The sequence below is a fragment of the Nordella sp. HKS 07 genome, assembly GCF_011046735.1.
Lineage (GTDB): Bacteria > Pseudomonadota > Alphaproteobacteria > Rhizobiales > Aestuariivirgaceae > Taklimakanibacter.
Window position 1 is genome coordinate 2932495 of record NZ_CP049258.1, and the last position, 21559, is coordinate 2954053.

Sequence of the window (21559 nt, forward strand, 5' to 3'; positions counted from 1 at the left end):
GGGTCCTATAGCGAAAGCAGGGGCTTGCGGCAAGTCTTCTGCGCAGCCGCTACCCCGCGTCATCCCGACGAAAGCCGGGACCAATTGAATGATACCAGTCTGGGCGGCGTTGCCCGCGTGATAGGAATTTAATGGCCACCGGCTTTCGCCGGGGTTACCAGATCATGGAAATCACACGTCCAGATTGGCCACCGACAGGGCGTTTTCGCGGATGAAATCGCGCCGGGGCTCGACCACATCGCCCATCAGCTTGGTGAAGAGGTCGTCGGCCTCGTCGAGCTCGCTGACCTTGACGCGCAAGAGTGAGCGCACATTGGCGTCGAGCGTCGTTTCCCAGAGCTGCTCGGGGTTCATCTCGCCCAGGCCCTTGTAGCGCTGCAGGGTGATGCCCTTGCGCCCGGCGGCGAATACCGCTTCCAGGAGATCGATCGGGCCGTGGATGACCTTCTCGGAATCCTTGCGACGCAGTTTGGCCGGCTTGGCGTAGATTTCCTGGAGATGCGCCGCCTTCTTGTCGAGGCGGATGGCATCGGCCGAGCCGATGAGCCTGGCATCGATGGTCCAGCTTTCCTTCACGCCCCTCACTTCGCGGGCGAACACCAGGCTGCCGTCGGCGGCGTGAACGCCGGTCCAGCCGCGCTCGGTCTCCTCGGCGATCGCATCGAGCCTTTTGGCGATATAGCTCGCCGCGGCGAGCGCGTTCTCGGTGTTGGAAAGCACTTCCGGATTGAGGACGCCGGCGATCGCCGCCTGCTCGATGACGGCGCGCGAATAGCGCGAATGCAGCGCATCGAGGGCAGCGCGCACGGAGAGCGCCTCATCGACGATCTGGCGCAGATCGTGGCCGGCGCGCTCCGCGCCCGACGCCAGAACCAGGCTCGAGCCTTCGAGGCCGGTCTCGATGAGATAGTTCTCGAGCGCCTTGCCGTCCTTCAGATACTGCTCGGACGAGCCGCGCTTCACTTTGTAAAGCGGCGGCTGGGCGATGTAGAGATGGCCGCGCTCGATGATCTCCTGCATCTGCCGGTAGAAGAAGGTGAGCAGCAAGGTGCGGATATGGGCGCCGTCGACATCGGCGTCCGTCATGATGATGATCTTGTGGTATCTGAGCTTGTCGGGATTGAATTCCTCGCGCCCGATGCCGGTGCCCAGCGCTGTGATGAGGGTGCCGATCTCGGCCGAGGACAGCATCTTCTCGAAGCGCACGCGCTCGACATTGAGGATCTTGCCGCGCAGCGGCAGCACCGCCTGGTTCTCGCGGTTGCGGGCCTGCTTGGCGGAGCCGCCGGCCGAGTCGCCCTCGACGATGAACAGTTCGGATTTGGCCGGATCGCGCTCCTGGCAGTCGGCGAGCTTGCCGGGCAGCGAGGAAATATCGAGCGCGCCCTTGCGCCTTGTCAATTCGCGCGCCTTACGCGCCGCTTCGCGCGCGGCCGCGGCTTCCACCACCTTGCCGACGATCTGCTTGGCGTCCTGCGGATGCTCCTCGAACCAGGCGGCGAGCTCCTCGCCGATCAGGCTTTCGACCACCGGGCGGACCTCGGATGAGACGAGCTTATCCTTGGTCTGGGACGAGAATTTGGGATCCGGCACCTTGACCGAGAGCACGCAGGTGAGGCCCTCGCGCGCATCATCGCCGGTGAGTGCCACCTTCTCCTTCTTGGCGATGCCGCTCGACGTGGCATAGCCGTTGATGACGCGGGTCAACGCGCCGCGGAAACCGGCGAGATGGGTGCCGCCGTCGCGCTGCGGGATGTTGTTGGTGAAGCACAGCACGTTCTCATGATAGCTGTCGTTCCACCACAGGGCGCATTCGACGAGGATGCCGTCCTTCTCGCCTCTCATCATGATCGGCTCGTCGACCAGCGCCTGCTTGGTGCGGTCGAGATAGCGCACGAAGGCCTGAATGCCACCCTCGTAATAGAGCTCGACTTCCTTGGGTTCGACGCCGCGCCTGTCGGTGAGCACGATGCGCACGCCGGAATTAAGGAAGGCGAGCTCGCGCAGGCGATGCTCGATCGTCCCGTAGTCGAATTCGGTCTTGGTGAAGATCTCGGGTGAGGGCAGGAAGGTCACTTCCGTGCCGCGCTTGTCATGGCTGTCGCGCACCACCGCGAGCGGCGCATCGGCCTCGCCGTTGGTGAAGCTCATCGCATGCTCTTTGCCGCCGCGCCAGACGCGCAGCTTGAGCGAGATCGACAGTGCGTTGACGACGGACACGCCGACGCCATGCAGGCCGCCCGACACCTTGTAGGAATTCTGGTCGAATTTGCCGCCGGCATGGAGCTGGGTCATGATGACCTCGGCCGCCGACACGCCTTCGCTCGGATGGATGTCGGTGGGGATGCCGCGGCCATTGTCGGCGACGGTGCATGATCCATCGGCGTTGAGAGCGACGATCACCCGGTCGCAATGGCCGGCGAGCGCCTCGTCGACAGCGTTGTCGACCACCTCATAGATCATATGATGGAGGCCCGATCCGTCGTCGGTGTCGCCGATATACATGCCCGGGCGCTTGCGCACCGCATCGAGGCCCTTCAGGACCTTGATCGAGTCGGCGCCGTAATCCTCGGCCTGTTTCTTGATCGGATCAGCCATTAATGCCTCGTCACTTTTCCAGCCTCCACATGGAGGAAATCGCCCGTCTTGCCAAGCCCGTCGAACAGTGCACGGTCGGTGCCCGTCATGAAGCTCTGGGCTCCCAGTTGACGGAGCGTCTCGAACAGTCCGGCACGTCTGAGACCGTCCAGATGCGCCGCGACTTCATCAAGAAGGAGGACGGGCGCTGCCCCGCTTTCCGCCTTCACCGATGACGCCTGCGCCAGGATCAGCCCGATAAGCAGCGCCTTCTGCTCACCAGTAGAGCACAAAGCCGCGGCCATGGCCTTGGGTTCATGCGTCACCAAGAAGTCACTCCTATGCGGTCCGTTGAGCGTGCGTCCCGCCGCCTTGTCCGGCCCTCGCGATTCGAGGAGGAGTCTACGATATTCGTCCTCCGCCTGCACGGCCGGCATGGTCGCGAGGCGATCTTCGAGATCGCCTTGCAGACCCAGGATGCTGGCAGGAAAAGCACTCCCCTTAAGTAGGAATTTTATATGATTTTGCAAGGCGCCGACGGCATGGAGACGGGCCGCGGCAATGGCCGCGGCGGCTTCCGCCATCTGCGCTTCGAGGCCCGAAAGCCACAAGGCATCGGGGCGCGGCTCCTCGAGCAGGAGATTGCGCTCGCGCATCAGCTTCTCGAAGACGAGGACGCGCGAGGCATGTTCGGGGTCGTTGGCGGCGACGAGCCGGTCGAGGAAGCGGCGCCGGTCGGAAGCAGGACCGGCGAACAGGCGGTCCATCGCCGGGGTGAGCCAGATCACCCGCATATGATGGGCGAGAATGCCGGGGCTCCGTTGCGGCACGCCGTCGACCACCACCTGGCGGGACTGGCTCGCTGCCTCGCCTTCCGGTATCCATTGCGTGCCGAGCCTGACCTCGCCCGGCGGCGAGGCGATGTCGGCGGCTATCGCCCAGCCGCGCGGCGCGCCTTGGCGGGCCAGATCCTCGAACAGGGCCCCGCGCAGGCCGCGTCCGACCGTCAGCAGGGAAATGGCTTCGACGAGATTGGTCTTGCCGGCGCCATTGGGGCCGGTGAGCGCCACGAGGCCCGGCCCCGGATCGAGCCGCAGCGCGTCGTAATTGCGGAAATCGGTGAGGGTGAGCCGCGTGACGATGTAGGCAGCCGAAGACATTCACACCGCCCGTTGTTCCCCCCTCTCCCGCTTGCGGGAGAGGGTGGCCGAAGGCCGGGTGAGGGTGTGCCTCCACGTCGCGCAATCCTGTCGTCAGATTCGAGATCAAGCGGTCCCTGCTTGATGGAGAAATCGGGATAATCTGAAAGGTCGCCAAATCGTCCAAAGACACCCTCATCCGCCCTTCGGGCACCTTCTCCCGCAAGCGGAAGAAGGGGGAATGATAGGGCGTCTTGCGGTTTCCCGTCCTCACACCCGCATCGGCATCAGGACATAGAGCGCCTGTTCGTCGGAAGGATCGAGCACGATGGTGGGGGATCCCGCATCGGCGAGCTGGAAGCGCGCGGTGTCGCTCTTGATCTGCGCCGCGATGTCGAGGAGATAGCGCGAATTGAAGCCGATATCGATGGGCTCGGCATCATAGGTCGCGGCGATCTCTTCTTCCGCCGAGCCCGAATCCGGATTGTTGACGGTGAGGATCACCCGCCCGTCGCCGACATTGAGCTTCACGGCGCGACCCTTCTCGAAGGAGATGGTCGAGACCCGGTCGACAGCGCTCGAGAACAGCTTGGTATCGACATCGAGCGTCTTGTCATTATTGCGCGGGATAACCCGCTCATAATCGGGGAAGGTGCCGTCGATCAGTTTGGAGGTCAGCGTCAGGCCGTTGAAGGTGAAGCGGATCTTGGAGGCGGAGAGGGCGACCTCGACCTCGCCTTCGTCGCTATCGATCAGCTTGACGAGCTCGAGCACCGTCTTGCGCGGCACGATGATGCCGGGCATGCCCGTGGCGCCGTCCGGCAAGGGCACCTGCGCCCGGGCCAGACGATGGCCGTCGGTGGCGACGGCGCGCAAGGTCTGGTTGGCCGCCACCTCATGCAGATAGATGCCGTTCAGATAATAGCGGGTCTCTTCGGTCGAGATGGCGAAGCGGGTCTTCTCCACCAGACCCTTGAGGTCGGCCGCCGACAAAGTGAAGCGGTTGGCGAGCTCGCCGGCATTGAGATCGGGGAAATCCTCGGGCGGCAGCGCCTGCAGGGCGAAGCGCGAGCGCCCCGCCTTGATGGCGACACGACCCGTATCGGGCCCCTGGTCGAGCTCGAGCTGGGCCCCGTCGGGGAGCTTGCGCACGATGTCATAGAGCATATGGGCGGCGACCGTGACGGCGCCATCCTGGGCCACCTCGGCCTGAACCGTCTCGATGATCTCGATGTCGAGGTCGGTGGCGGTGAGCTTCACGGCATCGCCCTTGGCCTGGACCAGCACATTGGACAGGATTGGAATGGTATTGCGCCTCTCGACCACGCTCTGCACATGGTTGAGCGCCTTGAGAAAGGCCGATCTTTCGATAGTCACACGCATAGTATCGCAATCCTGTAAGCTCAATTGGGCCGGATACATTGGCGCCTTTGATGGCGGCGCGCAAGACTTGCGATCGGCACCGATCCAAGTATTGGCGCAGCCAAAAGCGCGGGATCCGCTGCCGCGGGCCGGCCCGGAGCTACTGCTGTTCGATGAGCCTGATCAGGAGGGCGACTTCCCGAGCCAGCCGGTCGTCGCTCTTCATGAGCTCCTCGATCTTGCGCACGGCATGCAGCACGGTCGAATGGTCGCGGCCGCCGAACCGCCGGCCGATCTCGGGGAGCGACCGCGGCGTGAGCTTCTTGGCCAGGTACATGCCGATCTGGCGCGGTACCACCACGGAGCGGGCCCGGCGCGGCGACAGGAGGTCGGCGCGCGCCACATTGTAGTGACGCCCAACCACCTTGAGGATGTCGTCGATGCGCACGCGGCACTGGTCGGGATTGGCCGACATGTCGCGCAGCACCATGGCGGCGAGGTCGATCGACAGCGGCGCATGCGAGAATTGCTGATGCGCGATGACGCGGTTGAGAGCCCCTTCGAGCTCACGCCCGCCGCCCTGGACCTTGTTGGAGATGAATTCGACGACATCGGGATCGACGCGGATCTGCGGATCGCGCTTGGCCACTTCGGCGAGGCGGCGCGCCAGGATCTCGCGCCGGAGATCGAGTTCCGGCAGCTCGATATCGACGACGAGGCCGCCCATGAGCCTGGAGCGCATGCGCTGATCGATGGCATCGAGCTGTGCGGGCGGCGCATCGGCGGCAATGACGATCTGCCGTTTGGCGTCCACCAGCGAATTGAAGGTGTGGTAGAATTCCTGCGTCATCGACTTGCCCTGCAGGAACTGAAAATCGTCGATCAGCAACACGTCGATCGACTGGAAGAAATCCTTGAAGCCGATCGTGTCGCGCGATCTGAGAGCGCCGATGAAATGATACATGAAGCGCTCGGCGGTAATGAACAGCACCTTGCGCTCGGGGTGGCGCTCGCGCACCCGCCAGGCGATCGAATTCAAAAGATGCGTCTTGCCGAGGCCTGCCGCCGAGTGAATGAAGAGCGGGTTGAAACTAACCGGCATGCCCGGCTGCGATTCCGAGATACGCTGGGCGGCCGCATGCGCTAGACGGTTGGAACCGCCGGTGATGAAGCTGTTGAAGGTCTGCTGGGGATCGAGCGGCGAGCCGCGTTCGGTCGACGGCTGTTGCGCCGTTGCCTGTGCCGGCTGCGGTGTTGCGGCGCGGATCAGGGGCTGCTGAAAATCCTCGCGCAGGATGCGCCGTTCGGCGACGTCTTGCGGGCGTTGCGGCACGCCGCGCGTGCGCACTTTCACATGGACATTGTCGAGATGGCCGAGCTCGGCCTCGCTCGCCTTCAGAAGTTTCTGGGCGTAATGCGTCTCGATCCAGTTTCTGAGGAAACGGGTGGGGACTGAAACAGCGAGGCGTCCATCGACACACTCCTCGGGCTCCATCCGCGCAAACCAGCTTGTGTAGAGATCATCGCCCAGTTCAGCCTTGAGCCTTTGCGCAATTCTGCTCCAGCTCTGCTTGAGTTCGATCCCCGCCGCATCTGTCATCACACCTAAACCCCTATTTTCTTGTACTCACAGCGATTGGCCGCGCTTTCGGCACGCAACTACCATCTTGCGGATCGACTGATCCGCAAGTTCAACTCCTTTCCGGTTCGGCTGAACCTAAGGTGAACCTGAATTAGAAATTCCGGTCACTTCTGTGCCCCTGTCGTGACCTTGACTGCTTACTGACTGCCTTACCCATCACTTCGTGCCGCAGCTCTTCGGCAGCGCCCAATGACCATACTCACAAGGCCCAAGCCGTGACAACAGAACTTGGCCGCTTTTCCGTGTACGGATTTTTCTTTAGGTGGTGCCCGGCTTGTCCTGCACGTCAGGAGGTGGGTCGACAAGTCGTTGACTCGCATGCCTGAATCAATCGTCCGTCCGGTACAGGTGCAGAAAGATCACTACCGCCACAAAAACTCGATTCCCATTATTGGGCGCGCGCGGATTCATCGGCCTTCGCCTAACTCTTTCGCCGCACTCTTCTAAGTTATTGAAATGTGACGGTAATTTTTGCGCCAAACCGTCAGTGGCCTGAACAAGAAAAACGGCGCGTCCGGGGTTTCCCGGCGCGCCGTCTGTGGATGGCCGGAAAACCGGCTAAATATCAGGCTGTTACTTGATTGCCTTCACGCGCTTGGCGAGACGGGACACCTTACGGGAGGCCGCGTTCTTGTGCAGAATACCTTTCTGCGCGCCGCGCATCAGCTCGGGCTGAGCAGCCTTCAAAGCGGCTTCCGCAGCGCCCTTGTTGCCGGAGGCGATCGCCTCTTCCACTTTGCGTACGGTGCTGCGCACGCGGGTGGTGCGGTTCTTGTTGATGACGGCACGGCGAGCCGCAACGCGTGTCGCCTTTTTCGCCGAACTTGTGTTCGCCATGAAATCACTTCCTAAAGTTGAAATCGGTCGATTTCGGTTCAATGCAAAATGCCGCCGGCGCCGAAAAGCGCATGCGGCTGCCTATCCCCTAATCGGATTGCGGGCTTATAGTCGCATGGGGTCGGCCCGTCAATTGTCGTGTCGAGAGGCCTCGAGAGCGGCCAGGAGCGCCGATTTGAGGCCGGGATCGCTCTCGCTGACGGCCATCCTTTCCAGGCGGCGCGCAATCGCGGTGTTCTCTTCGGCGCTGAGTCTGGTCCGGATCATCGGGTAATGCCGGGCGAGCGCCGCGGCCAGAGCGTTGAGCTGGTCGCCGGTGAAGATGGGGGCCTCGGCCAGCGTATCCAAGGTGCCGTGGAGGGTGGTGGCGATGGCGCTCGTTAAGCGCTGCCAGGTCGTCTGGTCCGGCATGTCGAGCGTGGCGAGCCGGTCGATGAGGGCAAGCCGGAAGATCTGGATGTCGATCAGCTCGTTCTGGACATCGTCGCCCAGCGCCACCGCATAACCATAACGGCTACGGAATTCGCCGGTCGCCGACAGGATGAGCAGAATCTGCTGGCGCTTCGCCGTAGGGCTGGCCTCTTCCGCCATCAGCCGGTCGATATTGGCGCGGTCGATGAGGCGGTCGAAGAGAGCCTCCGTCTTGGGGTTGCCGCGCCGGGGCAAGGTGATCACGCCGTTCTGGACCGCGAAGATGGCGCGCACATAATCGCTCGATGTCCAGGGCGCTTCGACGGGCAATGGCTGCGGATTGGCGAGGCCGGGCGCGGCGGCGAGGCCTGCCGCCAGCAGCAGGGCCGCGCAACGCACGTCTATTCGCCATGACCGAAAGAGAAGCATGCGCACTCTCCTCTCGCGTTTCTAGCATATTTCCCGCCATCCTGCATCTGAGGCATTGCCCTCCCGGCCTGGCGTGGCCGGCGCGCATCCCGGCGAAGTCGACTGACTTCGCCGACGAGGATTCGCGCCAAGTAATTTTGAGCAAATCCTTCTCGCCAAAGTCTTCAACTTTGGCGGGATTTGCTCTATGGAAGCGCCCCCATTCCCCGAGCGGCCATGAACAGCACACCTGACGATATTTCGATCGGCATCGATTTCGGCACGACCAATACGGTGATCGCTCTGGCGGGCCCCGATGGCGAGGCGGAAGCCTTGCGCTTCACCCAGAACGGCGTCGTCCACCGCACCTATAATTCGGCGCTGTGTTTCTGGGAGGAGCATGACGGCGCGGGCACGCACTTGCGCATGGAAGGCGGGCCCTGGGCTGTCGAGCAGTTCCTCGAAGGTTCCTCCGCCCACCGCTTCATCCAATCCTTCAAGACCTTCGCCGCCAGCTCGTCCTTCGCGCAGACGCGCATCTTCCGGCAGAATTTCCGCTTCGAGGACCTGCTCAGCGCATTTCTGCGCAGCCTCTTGCGCCATGCCGACCGTGCACTTGCCCTGGACTCGAGGAACATCGTGATCGGCCGCCCCGTGCGCTTCGCCGGCGGCAATCCTGATGACGGGCTTGCGATGAAGCGCTATCGCGCCTCATTCGGCCGGCTGGGCGTCGAGCAGGGACATTATGTCTATGAGCCGGTGGGCGCCGCCTTCTTTTATGCCCGCCAGGTGCGCGACGATACGACCATCCTGGTCGCCGATTTCGGCGGCGGCACCAGCGACTTCTCGGTGATGCGCTTCGAGCGCCGGCAGGGCCGCATCGAGGCGAAGCCCCTCGGCCACAGCGGCATCGGGATCGCCGGCGACACGTTCGACTACCGCATCATCGATAATGTCGTCTCGCCCCGGCTCGGCAAGGGCTCGGACTATCGCTCCTTCGGCAAGCGGCTCGCCATTCCGAACGGCTATTACGCCAATTTCGCGCGCTGGAACCAGCTGGCCATGATGAAGTCCAATGGCGACCTGAAGGAGCTCATCGAGCTCGAGCGCTCCGCCGTCGATCCGTCAGCGCTTCAGAAGCTCATCGACATCATCGAGAACGATCTGGGCTTCGCGCTCTATCGCGCGGTCTCGGCCGCAAAGGGTGGCTTTGTCATCGGCGAGCGAGGCCGGTTTCCGCTTCCAGCGCGACGGCATCGACATAGAGGAGACGATCACGCGGGCCGATTTCGAGGACTGGATCGCGGAGGATGTCGCGCGCATCGCCGAGACGGTGGACGAGGCGCTCGCCAAGGCCGGGCTCACCGAGTGCCAGATCGACAAGGTCTTTCTGACCGGCGGCACGTCCTTCATCCCGGCGATATGGAAGGTCTTCGGCGAGCGCTTCGGCGAAGACAAGCTGATGACCGGCGACCAGTTCGAATCGATCACCTATGGTCTGGCGCTGATCGGGCGCGCCGAGCGGCCCGAGGATTGGGCGATGAGGAATTAGCTTAGGAGGGGAAGCCTGATGCTCGACGGCGATGTGAGCCTGCCGCAATACGCCCTGGTGGCGCTGGCCGCTTTCATCGCCGCCATTATTGGCGGGGTCACCGGCTATGGCACCGGCCTGCTGCTGCCGCCGGTATTGGTGCCGATCATCGGGCCGCAGGCGGTGGTGCCGGTCATCGCGGTCGCGGCGCTGATGACCAATTCGAGCCGGCTTCTCGCCTTCCGGAAGTCTTTCGATGCACCGCGCGCCTTTCTGATCACGCTCTGCGCTGTGCCCTTCTGCCTCGTCGGCGCCTATCTCTACACGCTTTTGTCGGGCCCCCATGTCGCCATGCTGATCGGCATCGTGCTGATCCTTCTGGTGCCGGTGCGCCGCGTCCTCATCCGCTTACGCGGCCATCTGCCGAACAAGGGCGTCGCCGCGGCGGGGGCTGCCTATGGGCTCCTCGTCGGCGGCACCACCGGCTCGGGCGTCGTGCTCCTGTCGATCCTGCTGGCGGCGGGCCTCCAGGGCCCGGCGGTGATTGCCACCGATGCCGGCATCTCGATCGTCATCGGCGCCGTCAAGACACTGGTCTTCCAGTCGACCGGCATGCTGCCGCTGTCCTCCTGGATCATGGCGGCGGTGATCGGCGTCGCCGCCATGCCCGGCGCCTTCATCGCCAGGCGCCTGGCCAACCGCCTGACGCTCAAGGCGCACACCAGTATCCTGGATGCCGTGGTGATCCTGGGCGGCGCGCTCCTGATCGTGCAGGCTGTTATCGGTTCTTGAACGCCGGCTTGCGCTTCTCGACGAAGGCCGCCATGCCTTCCTTCTGGTCTTCGCTGGCGAACATCGCGTGGAACAGCCGGCGCTCGAAGCGCACACCTTCGGCGAGTGTCGTCTCGAAGGCGCGATTGACCGATTCCTTCGCCATCATGGCGATGGGCTGCGAGAAGGAGGCGATCTTCTTCGCCGCTGAGAGCGCTTCCTCGACCAGCTTGTCGACCGCCACCACGCGCGAGACGAGGCCGCAGCGCTCGGCCTCCGCCGCATCCATCAAACGCGCGGTAAGAACCATGTCCATCGCCTTCGACTTGCCGATATAGCGGGTGAGACGCTGGGTGCCGCCGGCGCCCGGCATGACGCCGAGCTGGATTTCCGGCTGGCCGAATTTGGCCGTCTCGGCGGCAATGATGAAGTCGCACATCAAGGCGAGCTCGCAGCCGCCGCCCAGCGCAAAGCCCGCCACTGCGGCGATTACCGGCTTGCGCTGGGTCGCCACCTTGTCCCAGGAGGCGAGGAAGTCGCCGAGATAGGCTTCCATATAGGACTTGGACGCCATTTCCTTGATATCGGCGCCGGCGGCGAAGGCCTTCTCGCTGCCGGTGATGACGATGGCGCCGATCTTCGGATCCTGGTCGAAGGCGCTGAGCGCCTGGCCGAGCTCGGCAATGAGCGCCGCATTCAGCGCATTGAGCGCCTGCGGCCGGTTGAGCCGGATGAGGCCCGCACCGTCATGGGTTTCGACAAGGATATTCTCATAGGTCATGGCTGGTCTCTCGCTGATCCGGTTTCGCGGGCGAGAGATAGGCTATTTCTGGCACTTGGGACAATAGAAGGTGGAACGGCCCGATTGCACGATGCGCCTGATCGTGCCACCGCAGCCGCGTTTCGGGCATTTCTCGCCTTCGCGGTCATAAACGGCGAAGACCTGCTGGAACGAGCCCTTCTCACCCTGGGGATGGACGAAGTCACGTAAAGTGGAGCCGCCGGCGGCGATCGCCTCGGTGAGCACGGCGCGGATATTGCGGGCGAGATCCTCGAGCCGGGAATCATAGCCGGTCTTCTTGACGAGGCTGCTGGCCCGCCGCTTGGGCGACAGCCCGGCGCGGTGCAGCGCTTCGCAGACATAGATGTTGCCGAGGCCGGCGACGAGCGTCTGGTCGAGAAGTGCCGCCTTGAGTGGCGCCTTCTTGCCGCGGAAGCCTTGGGCCAGCGTGGCGGCGCCGAATTCATTGCCGAGCGGCTCGACGCCGATCTGGGCGAGCAGCCTGTGGGTGCCGAGACCTTCCTCCGCCACCAGATCCATGACGCCGAAGCGGCGCGGGTCGGTATAGACGATGCGCAGGCCGTCGCTGCGCGTGAACACGACATGGTCATGCGGGCCCGAGCCGCTCTCGGCCGTGGCCGTCTCGTCATAGAACTCGCCGAGCCCGGTCATGCGGCCCCGCGCGTCGATGATGGTGAAGCGGCCGGACATGCCGAGATGCACGATCATCACATCGCCGCCTTCCAGGAAAACCAGGATGTATTTGGCCCGCCGCTGCAGGCGCAGTACCAGGCGGCCCTCGATGCGCTTGCCGAAATCGGGCGGGAAGGGGAAGCGCAGATTGTCGCGGGCGAGCCTGACATGCGTGATGCGCTGTCCGGTGAGCACCGTTTCGAGGCCGCGCATCACGGTTTCGACTTCTGGAAGTTCCGGCATGGCGCTTGGTCAGACCCGTTTGACGCGATGAATGAAGCTTATCCCTCCTAATAGCCTTTCGCGACGATTAGTGTCAGCAGGGATGCCCGCCACGCGCCAGATCGCCGCGTGGCGGGGGGCGCCTCTGTCAGGTTACTTCAGCGCCGTCAGTATTCGATGCGCCGCCGTCACGCGCGCCGGGATCGGATAGGCCTTGTTCGCCAAAAGCGCGATGCCGATGCTTTTGGTGGGAATGAAGGCGGCATAGGCGCCGAACCCCCTGGTCGAGCCCGTCTTGTTGATCAGCGTATCGTCGCTGGCCGGAACCGGCGGGTCGAGTTTCTCCGCCGCATTGGCCTTGCGGGCCATATCGGTGGAGTTGCCGTCGAGCAGCCGCTCGAGACCGACGGGGAAGGGATAGCTTTCCCAGCCCAACCCTTGAGTCATCGGGCCGACTTTGTAATAGCCAATATGGGTCGCGGCAATCGCGCGTCGAGAGGTGTCATCGAGCCCTGAGCTGTCGATATTGGCTTCGAGGAAGCGGAGCATGTCGGCCGCGGTCGTCTTTACACCATAAGCCTCGGAATCGAAGACGCCGGGCGTCACCCGCACCGCTTCGCCGCTCTTCGAATAGCCATAGGCGTAATTGCCGATCTGGTCCTGCGGAACCTTGATGTAGCTGCGCGTGAGGCCCAGGGCGGGGAAGATATCGCCTTGCATCACCACATCAAAAGGCACGTTCAGGCTTCTGGCGGCGAGATGGCCGAAAAGGCCGATGCTCGGATTGGAATAGCGCCGGTAGCTGCCGGCGGGAAATTCTGGACGCCAGCTCCTGAAATAGGCGATCAGCTTGTCGTGATCGGTGACGTCGTCGGGAAACTGCAAGGGCAGGCCGCCCGCGGTGTAGGTGGCGAGATCGAGCAGGCTGATCTGGTCGAAGACCGTGCCGGCGAGCGCCGGCAGATAGTTGCTCGCCATGTCGGAGAGCGACAGGGCGCCCTTCGCCTGCGCATAGGCGCCGAGCGTCGCGGTGAAAGTCTTGCTGATCGAGCCGATCTCGAAGAGCGTGTCCTCGCTGACCTTCTGCCCGCTGGCTTTCGACGCAACGCCGAAATTATAGAAACGGCGCTTGCCCTTGATGGTGATCGCCACTGCCATGCCCGGCACATCGTGTTCTTTCATGACCGGCCGGATCGCCTCGGCGACGATGCGATCGAGATCGCCGCCGCCATCGCCGGCGCGTCCTTGCCTGGCAAAGGCGGCAAGTGTCGGAATAGCAAGCAAGCTGCCGGCAAGTGCCTGCCGGCGCGACAAGTACAATGTCATTCTGTCTTCCATGTCGATTGATATCGGAGGGAAGTGCGCGAGCCGCCGCAGGATCTCGTCCGCCCTTCGCGACGGACTATGAAGAGGATGCCAGCCCTGGACAAATGATCAATTCTGCGCTCAGACATGAGAAAAATCTGGCCTAGCGCGTGATCAGGAAAAGTGGGTACCGGTTTTCCGTCCGATCACGCGCTAAATTGAAGAATCCGATCACGTTTATCACTTCAGGTCGATTCGACCTGAAGTGATCGTGATCTAGTGTGCTGAACGCGAAGTTCCTGATATCGGGCGGCTCGCACCGACAGGAACTTCGCGTTCAAAAGCACACTAGATTCATTAGGTTTTCTAGTGTCCTTCCGAATCCGAAGTTCGCTCGGAAGGTGCCGTTGGTTGTGGCGAACTTCGGATTCGGGACACTAGATGAATCATGGAAATTTCACAGCTGCCGCTCAATGCGCTGCGCGCTTTCGAAGCGTCCGCACGGCATAGCAGCTTCACGCGCGCCGGCCTCGAGCTTCGCGTTACCCAGACGGCAGTCAGCCATCAGGTCAAGGCGCTTGAAGACGTACTTGGGGTAAGCCTGTTCAAGCGCTTGCCGCGCGGCCTCGCTCTGACCGATGAGGGCCACGCGCTCCTGCCGGTGCTGAGCGATGTCTTCCGCCGCATGAGCGCCACGCTGAGCCAGTTCGAGGAAGGTAATTTCCGCGAGATATTGACCGTCGGCATGGTCGGCACGTTCGCGATCGGCTGGCTGCTGCCGCGTTTGACGTCGTTCAAGGAGCGTTATCCGCATGTCGATCTGCGTCTGAAGACCAACAACAACCGCTCCGACATCCTGCTCGACGGGCTCGATTTCTTCATCCGCTTCGGCGACGGCGCCTGGCACGGTACGGAAGCCTATCATCTGATGGATGCGCCCTTGTCTCCCGTCTGCGCGCCGATGCTGCGCGAGCGCCTGCGCCGGCCGGAGGATCTCGCGCATGTCGAGCTCCTGCGCTCCTACCGGATCGATGAGTGGCCGCTCTGGTTCAGGGCCGCCGGCATCGCAGCCCCCAATCTGCGCGGCTGGATGTTCGACTCCTCCCTGACGCTCGTCGAGGCGGCGGCGCGCGGCGTCGGTGTGGCGCTCGTGCCGGTCGTCATGTTCGAGCAGGAGATCGAGGCGGGGCGGATCGTTCAGCCTTTTTCGATCACCATCGAAACCGGCGGCTACTGGCTGACGCGGCTCAAGACGCGCACCGAGACCGCCGCTATGCAGTCTTTTCGCCGCTGGCTCCTCACCGACATCGAACGCTCGCCCCAAAGGACGGTCGGCTAAGCGAAATTGTCGCCCGGCATGGCATTCGGGGCCAGCCTGTTCTATGGTCCGCCGCCATGACAGAGCCCCAGAAGGAAACCGCCCCTTTCGGCTTTCGCGAGGTCGCGGAAGGTGAAAAACAGGGCCTCGTGAACGAGGTCTTTTCCAAGGTCGCCGAGCGCTACGACCAGATGAACGATCTGATGTCGGCGGGCATGCATCGGCTGTGGAAGGACGACTTCGTGACGCTGCTGTCGCCGCCCAGAGGCGGCCAGAGCTTCGAGGTGATCGACGTGGCGGGCGGTACCGGCGACATTGCCTTCCGCATCGCCCGGGCCGGGGGAACAGGCACGCGCATCACCATTGCCGATATTTCGCCGGAGATGGTGGCGGAAGGGGCAAAACGTGCCGCGGCGGATGGGCTCGAGGGCCGATGCCGCTTCAGCGTCGGCAATGCCGAGGCGCTGGCTTTTCCGGACAAGAGCTTCGATGCCTATACGATCGCCTTCGGCATCCGCAATGTCACCCATATCGACCGCGCGCTGAAAGAGGCCTATCGGGTGCTGAAGCCGGGCGGCAAGTTCCAGTGCCTCGAATTCTCCCATGTCGATGTGCCGGGCCTCGACGCCATCTATGACGCCTATTCCTTCACCGCCATTCCGGCCATCGGCAAGGTGGTGACCGGCGATGGCGCTCCCTATCGCTATCTCGTCGAAAGCATCCGCACTTTCCCCGATCCGGAGAGATTCGAAACGATGATCCGTGAGGCGGGCTTCAGCCGTGTCGGCCATCGCTCGCTCTCAGGGAGCATCGTCGCCATCCACTGGGGTTGGCGCATCTGATGGCATTTTTCGGCCACCTCTTCCGTCTCGCCCGCGCCGGCTGGGTGCTGGCGCGCCATGACGCCTTTCCGCCGCCCGAGGATGCGGACGCCCTGCCGCTGCCGGCGCGCATCGGATTGCGTCTGGGGCAGCTCATCGCCGTCAAATCGCACGGCAATGGCAAATTGAGCGCCGCTCTTGCCGAATTGGGGCCGAGCTATGTGAAGCTCGGCCAGTTCCTGGCGACCAGGCCCGATATGGTTGGCCCGGCGCGCGCCGCTGAATTGCGCTCGCTGCAGGACCGCTTGCCGCCCTTCGATTTGGGCATGGCCCGCCAGGTGATCAAAGCCAATCTCGGCCGCGATACGGATGAGCTCTTCGCCGAATTCGGCCCGCCGCTCGCCGCTGCCTCGATCGCACAAGTGCATCGCGCCAGAACGCGCGAGGGCCGCGACGTGGCGGTGAAAATTCTGCGCCCCGGCATCGAGCAGCGCTTCGCCCGCGATCTCTCCGATTTCTTCTTCGCCGCGCGTCTGATCGAGAAGGTCAGCGCGCCGGCCCGCCGCTTGCGCCCCGTCGATGCGACCGAGACGCTGGCGCAGTCGGTCAAGCTCGAGATGGATCTGCGCATGGAAGCCGCGGCCATGCGGGAGATGGCCGCCAATGTCGCCGATGATCCGGACTTCCGCGTTCCGCAAGTCGAATGGCCCTTCACCGCCAAGCAGGTGCTGACCACCGACTGGATCGACGGCACGCCGCTCTCGGACCTGGCGGCGCTCAAAGCCAAGGGGCTCGACCTCGACCGCCTCGCCGACACGGTGATCCAGAGCTTCCTCAGGCACGCCATTCGCGACGGCTTCTTCCATGCCGACATGCATCAGGGCAATCTCTTCGCCGATGCCCAGGGCAATCTCATCGCCGTTGATTTCGGCATCATGGGTAGGCTCAATGCCAAGGAGCGCCTGTTCCTCGCCGAGATCCTCTATGGTTTCATCAGGCGTGACTATGCGCGTGTGGCGAAAGTGCATTTCGATGCGGGCTATGTGCCTCAGCATCAGGATCCGGCTGTCTTCGCGCAGGCGTTGCGCGCCATCGGCGAGCCGATCATGGATCGTCCCGCGCATGAGATCTCGATGGCGCGCCTGCTCACCCAGCTGTTCGAAGTGACCGGCCAGTTCGATATGGCGACGCAGCCGCAATTGCTGCTGCTGCAGAAGACCATGGTGGTGGTCGAGGGCGTGGCGCGCATGCTCAATCCGAATTTCAATATGTGGAGCTCGTCGGAGCCGGTCGTGCGCGAATGGATCGAGAAGAAGCTCGGCCCCCTGGGCCAGCTCGAAGGTGCCGCGGAAGGCGCCGCCTCGCTCGGGCGCCTCTTCACCACATTGCCCGAAATGCTGGGCCAGGCCCAGGCCGCCACGACCATGCTCGCCGACATGGCCAGTGCCGGCGGCATCAAGCTCGACAGGACGACGACCGAGGCGCTCGCCGCCGCCCAGGCCCGGCATTCGCGCGCGGGCCGCTATGCGCTGGTCGCAGGGGCGGTAGCCTTGATCGCCATCGCATTGTCTCTGATCTTTTGAAATGGATGTCCAGCTTCCCGATTATGGCATAATGACATGATGACCAATCTATCCGGCAGAAGTGTTCTCCTCATCGTCGGCGGCGGCATCGCCGCCTATAAGAGCCTCGAGCTCGTGCGGCTTCTGAAACAGCGCCAGGCCAAGGTCACGGCGATCATGACCAAGGCGGCCGGACAGTTCGTGACCGAACTGTCGCTGGCGAGCCTCACCGGAGAGAAGGTCTATACAGATCTCTTCAGCCTCACCGACGAGGTCGAGATGGGCCATATCCAATTGTCGCGCTCAGCTGATCTCATCGTCGTGGCGCCGGCGAGTGCCGATCTCATGGCCAAGATGGCGCAGGGCCTCGCCAATGATCTCGCCTCCACCACCTTGCTCGCCACCGACAAGAAGATCCTCATCGCCCCCGCCATGAATGTCCGCATGTGGCAGCATCCGGCGACGGCGCGCAATCTCAGCCTCTTGAAGGCCGATGGTGTGCGTATCGTCGGCCCGAATGACGGCGAGATGGCCTGTGGCGAATATGGGCCGGGCCGCATGGCGGAGCCGGTCGAGATTCTCGCCGCCATCGAGGCGTTTTTCGCCGGCGGCGCGCTGCCGCTGGCAGGCGGTGCCGCGACCCGTCCGCTGGCGGGCCGCAAGGTGATCATTACCGCCGGACCGACGCATGAGCCGATCGATCCGGTGCGCTATATCGCCAACCGCTCCTCCGGCAAGCAGGGCTATGCGCTCGCCGAGGCGGCGGTGGTGCTCGGCGCCGAGACGATCCTGGTCTCGGGGCCGGTGCATCTCTCCATTCCGCCCGGCGCCCAGATGATGCCTGTCGAGACGGCCGCCGACATGCTGAAGACCGTCGAGGCGGAGCTTCCCGCCGATATCGCGATCTTCGCCGCCGCCGTCGCCGACTGGCGCGTCGCCGACACGGCGGGTCAGAAGATCAAGAAGGGGCAGATGGGCTCGCCCGAGCTCAAGCTTGCCGAGAATCCCGATATTCTGAAGACCGTCGCCGAGGCCAGGTCCAAGCGGCCGAAGCTGGTTGTGGGATTTGCCGCCGAGACCGAGAATGTCATCGAGAACGCCAAGGCGAAGCTGAAGCGGAAGGGCTGCGATCTCATCGTCGCCAATGATGTGAGCGCTGAGAGCGGGGTGATGGGCGGCAATCGCAACAAGGTGCATCTCGTGTCGGCGACGGGCGTGGAAAGCTGGCCCGAGCTCGACAAGAGCGAGGTGGCGCGCCGCCTGATGGAAGATTTCGCCCGCCGCATCGGAGCCATGTCATGACTGAAGTGAAGATCCAGAGATTGCCCCATGCCGAGGGCCTGGCGCTGCCGGCCTATGAGAGCGAGCATGCCGCCGGCATGGATCTCAGAGCCGCCGAGGATGTCATCCTGCCGCCCGGTGGCCGCGCCCTGGTGGCGACCGGCTTCGCCATCGCTTTGCCGCATGGCTTCGAGGCGCAGGTGCGGCCGCGCTCCGGCCTTGCCGCCAAGCACGGCGTCACCGTGCTCAACGCGCCGGGCACGATCGATGCCGACTATCGCGGCGAGATCAAGGTGATCCTGATCAATCATGGCGTCGAGGCCTTCGCCGTCAAGCGCGGCGACCGCATCGCCCAGATGATCGTGGCGCCCGTTACGCAGGTGCGGCTCGCCGAAGCGGCGAGCCTGACCGACACCCAGCGCGGCGCGGGGGGCTTCGGTTCGACGGGACGGACCTGATGAAGCTCTCGGGCGAGGAACTCGAACGTTATGCACGCCACATCGTGCTGCAGGAAGTCGGCGGTCCCGGCCAGGGAAAGCTGAAGGACGCCAAGGTCCTGGTCATCGGCGCCGGCGGCTTGGGCGCGCCGGTCCTGCTTTATCTCGCCGCCGCCGGCATCGGCACGCTCGGCGTCATCGATGACGATGACGTGACGCTCTCCAATCTGCAGCGCCAGATCATCCACGCCTCATCGCGCATCGGCAGGCCCAAGACCGACAGCGCCGCCCAGACGCTCAACGATCTCAACCCGCATGTGAATGTGATCGGCCACAAGATGCGCCTCGTCGCGTCGAATGCGCTCGACATCATCGGGCGGTATGACATCGTCGCCGACGGCTCGGATAATTTCGCCACCCGTTTCCTAGTGAGCGATGCCTGCTACCTGGCGAAGAAAACGCTGGTCGCTGCCGCCGTCGGGCAGTTCGACGGTCAGCTCTCCACCTTCAAGCCGTATCTCAAGGATGCGCAGGGCGTGCCCTATCCGACCTATCGCTGCCTGCATCCGGAGGCGCCGCCTCCCGGTCTCGTGCCGGCCTGCGAGGAAGCCGGCATCGTGGGCGCGCTTACCGGCATCATCGGCTCGATCCAGGCGATGGAGGTGATGAAGGAGATTCTCGGCATCGGCGACAGTCTTGCCGGCCGGCTCTTCATGTATGACGCGCTGCTGGCACGCGCCTATGTGACGACATTGCCGTGGAATCCCGACAACCTGCTCAATGGCCGCAATGCGACGATCAGGGATCTGTCGCATCACTCTTGAACGACACCCCGGCGTTGTGCCGGGATGACGATGTGTGGGGACGCGAGCGGCCTATGCCGGTGCGCTCGCGGCTCCAGGGGCTCAGTTCGCAGCGAGCGCACCCGCGATCGTGTCCTTCAGCGCCAGACGGCGCTTGCGCAAGGTGACTTCATGGTCCTGACTGACGGGCTCGATTTTGGTCTCGGCTCGGTGGATCTGGTCGTTCACCTCGTCATATTCCCGTAGCACGCGGGCGAAGTGTTCATTCTTCGCCTTGAGCGCGTGGATGGCTTCGAGCTGGCCGGGGAATTCTTCGCCGAGCGTGTGAGGCGTGTTCGACATTCTGTCGTCTCCTTGCATTGTGTCAAAGCAAGCTTAGTGCGCTCCCACCGTTCCGGACTTGATCCTGATCAAACCGAAACGCAACGCCTGACCGTCATCCCGGCGAAAGTGGGGATCCACTGAATGAGCGCAAGCGGGCGGCGCTGTTCGCGCGGAAGGAGTTTATTGGATCCCGGCTTTCGCCGGGAAGACGAATTCAGGAGGCAACAGCGCCCGTATCCCTTACCTGCGAAGAAGGCATTGCTGTCATCACCATCGACAATCCGCCAGTGAATGCGACCTCGCGTGCATGCTTGAAACCGTCATCCCGGCGCAAGCCGCTATCGGATTCACACATCTTCCTTCGTCCCCTTGTGGGGAACGCGGCTCCCCCGGCCCGGCCAAAGTCCGGGGCCCCACCTGGCCACCCACGTCCCGCCCCGGCTCGGATACAGGGTAGATACAGGGTAGTTGCGAAGAACGGCTTTCTCCAGACCCGGTCTTCGGTACAACTCATTGCATTGGTTGTGGATTGTGTGACAGAGCCCCGTTGTCCGAGCAGGGAAGAGCGACGCCGCAAGCGCGCAGAAGCAGAAACGGGAGGGCTGCTCACTGCCCGCACGGGAAAAAGCGGATGTGTGAATACGGCAGCGGCGAAAGCCGGGATCCACTGAATAAGCAAAAGCGGGCGGCGCTGTTCGCGCGGAAAAAATTCAGTCGATCCCGGCTTTCGCCGGGATGACGAAGGTGAAATGCGGGTTATCCCGCCGCCTTGGCGACGCCGACCATGGCAGGCCGGAGCACCCGGTCGCCGATCTTGAAGCCCGCCTGCATGATCTGCACGACGGTGCCGGGGGCGGCGTCATTGGTCGGCACTTCGAACATCGCCTGGTGGTAATGCGGGTCGAATTTCTCGCCCATCGGATAGACGCGGGTGATGCCGTGCCGCTCGAAGACATTGAGCAGCTCGCGGTTGGTCATCTCGACGCCGGCGACGAGATTCTTGACGGGCTCGGTCGCCTCCTTGAGATGGTCCGCCTCGGCGGTGGCAAGCGCCCGCTCCATGTTGTCGCTGACGCTCAGTATATCGCGGGCGAAATTGGTCGCGGCATAGAGCGTGGCTTCCGCCTTGTCGCGCTCCATGCGTTTGCGCAGATTGTCCATCTCGGCGAAGGTGCGGAGCAGCTGGTCCTTGAGCTGGCCAACCTCTTCCTTGAGATCGATGATCTCGGCCTCGCGCGGATCTGCCTCCATGTCGGACAGGGTCACCGGGTCGGCTTCCGGCGCCTGAGCCTCTTCAGCCATGGTTTCTTTGGTCGCTTTTGCAGTCATGACGA

19 protein-coding genes and 1 pseudogene are annotated in these 21559 nt (G+C 63.5%); 9 read left to right on the forward strand and 11 right to left on the reverse strand.

Going from position 1 to position 21559, the window contains the following annotated elements; all coding sequences use genetic code 11:
- Positions 1 to 171: 171 nt before the first annotated feature.
- The 6 genes from gyrB to G5V57_RS13865 form a co-directional block, all read right to left on the reverse strand.
- Entirely contained in the window at positions 172 to 2598 is a 2427-nt protein-coding gene (gyrB, locus tag G5V57_RS13840; protein WP_165168064.1) for a DNA topoisomerase (ATP-hydrolyzing) subunit B, read from the reverse strand.
- A complete protein-coding gene (gene recF, locus G5V57_RS13845; RefSeq protein WP_165168065.1) occupies positions 2598 to 3737 on the reverse strand; it encodes a DNA replication/repair protein RecF in 1140 nt (379 codons plus the stop codon). The genes gyrB and recF overlap by 1 nt, the downstream gene beginning before the upstream one ends.
- Positions 3738 to 3986: 249 nt before the next feature.
- Positions 3987 to 5099 (reverse strand): DNA polymerase III subunit beta, encoded by a 1113-nt coding sequence (gene dnaN / locus G5V57_RS13850; protein WP_165168066.1) that lies wholly within the window; start codon positions 5097 to 5099, stop codon positions 3987 to 3989.
- Positions 5100 to 5238: 139 nt separating this feature from the next.
- Entirely contained in the window at positions 5239 to 6678 is a 1440-nt protein-coding gene (gene dnaA / locus G5V57_RS13855) for a chromosomal replication initiator protein DnaA (protein WP_165168067.1), read from the reverse strand.
- Positions 6679 to 7293: 615 nt separating this feature from the next.
- Positions 7294 to 7557, reverse strand: coding sequence for a 30S ribosomal protein S20 (gene rpsT / locus G5V57_RS13860; protein WP_165168068.1), 264 nt, complete (start codon positions 7555 to 7557; stop codon positions 7294 to 7296).
- Positions 7558 to 7686: 129 nt separating this feature from the next.
- Complete coding sequence (locus tag G5V57_RS13865) at positions 7687 to 8397, reverse strand: hypothetical protein (RefSeq protein WP_165168069.1); 711 nt, start codon at positions 8395 to 8397, stop codon at positions 7687 to 7689.
- 405 nt (positions 8398 to 8802) lie between these two features.
- Here G5V57_RS13865 and G5V57_RS35210 point away from each other — a divergent pair.
- The 3 genes and pseudogenes from G5V57_RS35210 to G5V57_RS13875 form a co-directional block, all read left to right on the forward strand.
- Positions 8803 to 9276 (forward strand): annotated as a pseudogene (locus G5V57_RS35210) (Hsp70 family protein); the annotation flags it as partial.
- Between the two features lie 304 nt (positions 9277 to 9580).
- Positions 9581 to 9928 (forward strand): Hsp70 family protein, encoded by a 348-nt coding sequence (locus G5V57_RS35215; RefSeq protein WP_371744821.1) that lies wholly within the window; start codon positions 9581 to 9583, stop codon positions 9926 to 9928.
- An 18-nt stretch (positions 9929 to 9946) separates the two neighbouring features.
- Entirely contained in the window at positions 9947 to 10699 is a 753-nt protein-coding gene (locus tag G5V57_RS13875; RefSeq protein WP_165168070.1) for a sulfite exporter TauE/SafE family protein, read from the forward strand.
- On the opposite strand, the gene G5V57_RS13880 is transcribed toward G5V57_RS13875, so the two are convergent.
- The 3 genes from G5V57_RS13880 to ampC all read right to left on the reverse strand — a co-directional run bounded on the left by G5V57_RS13880 (position 10686) and on the right by ampC (position 13700).
- On the reverse strand, positions 10686 to 11459 hold the full coding sequence (locus G5V57_RS13880; protein WP_165168071.1) for an enoyl-CoA hydratase: 774 nt from the start codon (positions 11457 to 11459) through the stop codon (positions 10686 to 10688). The genes G5V57_RS13875 and G5V57_RS13880 overlap by 14 nt on opposite strands.
- A 42-nt stretch (positions 11460 to 11501) precedes the next feature.
- Positions 11502 to 12395 carry a bifunctional DNA-formamidopyrimidine glycosylase/DNA-(apurinic or apyrimidinic site) lyase gene (gene mutM / locus G5V57_RS13885; RefSeq protein WP_165168072.1) on the reverse strand — a complete coding sequence of 298 codons (894 nt, stop codon included), beginning with the start codon at positions 12393 to 12395 and terminating at the stop codon, positions 11502 to 11504.
- Between the two features lie 132 nt (positions 12396 to 12527).
- Complete coding sequence (gene ampC / locus G5V57_RS13890) at positions 12528 to 13700, reverse strand: class C beta-lactamase (RefSeq protein WP_165168073.1); 1173 nt, start codon at positions 13698 to 13700, stop codon at positions 12528 to 12530.
- A 427-nt stretch (positions 13701 to 14127) separates the two neighbouring features.
- Between ampC and G5V57_RS13895 the strand changes: the two genes are divergently transcribed.
- The 6 genes from G5V57_RS13895 to G5V57_RS13920 are packed head-to-tail and all read left to right on the forward strand — an operon-like array spanning position 14128 to position 19922.
- Positions 14128 to 15018 carry a LysR family transcriptional regulator gene (locus G5V57_RS13895; protein ID WP_165168074.1) on the forward strand — a complete coding sequence of 297 codons (891 nt, stop codon included), beginning with the start codon at positions 14128 to 14130 and terminating at the stop codon, positions 15016 to 15018.
- 56 nt (positions 15019 to 15074) lie between these two features.
- Positions 15075 to 15839: a bifunctional demethylmenaquinone methyltransferase/2-methoxy-6-polyprenyl-1,4-benzoquinol methylase UbiE gene (gene ubiE / locus G5V57_RS13900; RefSeq protein ID WP_165168075.1), complete on the forward strand. Its 765-nt coding sequence runs from the start codon at positions 15075 to 15077 to the stop codon at positions 15837 to 15839.
- The gene (gene ubiB, locus G5V57_RS13905; RefSeq protein ID WP_165168076.1) at positions 15839 to 17401 is read left to right on the forward strand and encodes a 2-polyprenylphenol 6-hydroxylase; all 1563 of its coding nucleotides are present in this window, start codon (positions 15839 to 15841) and stop codon (positions 17399 to 17401) included. The genes ubiE and ubiB overlap by 1 nt, the downstream gene beginning before the upstream one ends.
- A gap of 36 nt (positions 17402 to 17437) precedes the next feature.
- A complete protein-coding gene (gene coaBC / locus G5V57_RS13910) occupies positions 17438 to 18682 on the forward strand; it encodes a bifunctional phosphopantothenoylcysteine decarboxylase/phosphopantothenate--cysteine ligase CoaBC (protein ID WP_371744783.1) in 1245 nt (414 codons plus the stop codon).
- Positions 18679 to 19119: a dUTP diphosphatase gene (dut, locus tag G5V57_RS13915; protein WP_165168077.1), complete on the forward strand. Its 441-nt coding sequence runs from the start codon at positions 18679 to 18681 to the stop codon at positions 19117 to 19119. Before coaBC ends, dut begins: the two co-directional genes overlap by 4 nt.
- Positions 19119 to 19922 carry a molybdopterin-synthase adenylyltransferase MoeB gene (locus tag G5V57_RS13920; protein ID WP_165168078.1) on the forward strand — a complete coding sequence of 268 codons (804 nt, stop codon included), beginning with the start codon at positions 19119 to 19121 and terminating at the stop codon, positions 19920 to 19922. Before dut ends, G5V57_RS13920 begins: the two co-directional genes overlap by 1 nt.
- A gap of 81 nt (positions 19923 to 20003) precedes the next feature.
- Here the strand turns inward: G5V57_RS13920 and G5V57_RS13925 are convergent, their stop codons facing one another.
- A complete protein-coding gene (locus G5V57_RS13925; RefSeq protein ID WP_165168079.1) occupies positions 20004 to 20243 on the reverse strand; it encodes a YdcH family protein in 240 nt (79 codons plus the stop codon).
- Positions 20244 to 20981: 738 nt separating this feature from the next.
- Positions 20982 to 21554 (reverse strand): nucleotide exchange factor GrpE, encoded by a 573-nt coding sequence (gene grpE, locus G5V57_RS13930; RefSeq protein ID WP_165168080.1) that lies wholly within the window; start codon positions 21552 to 21554, stop codon positions 20982 to 20984.
- Between the last annotated feature and the right edge of the window lie 5 nt (positions 21555 to 21559).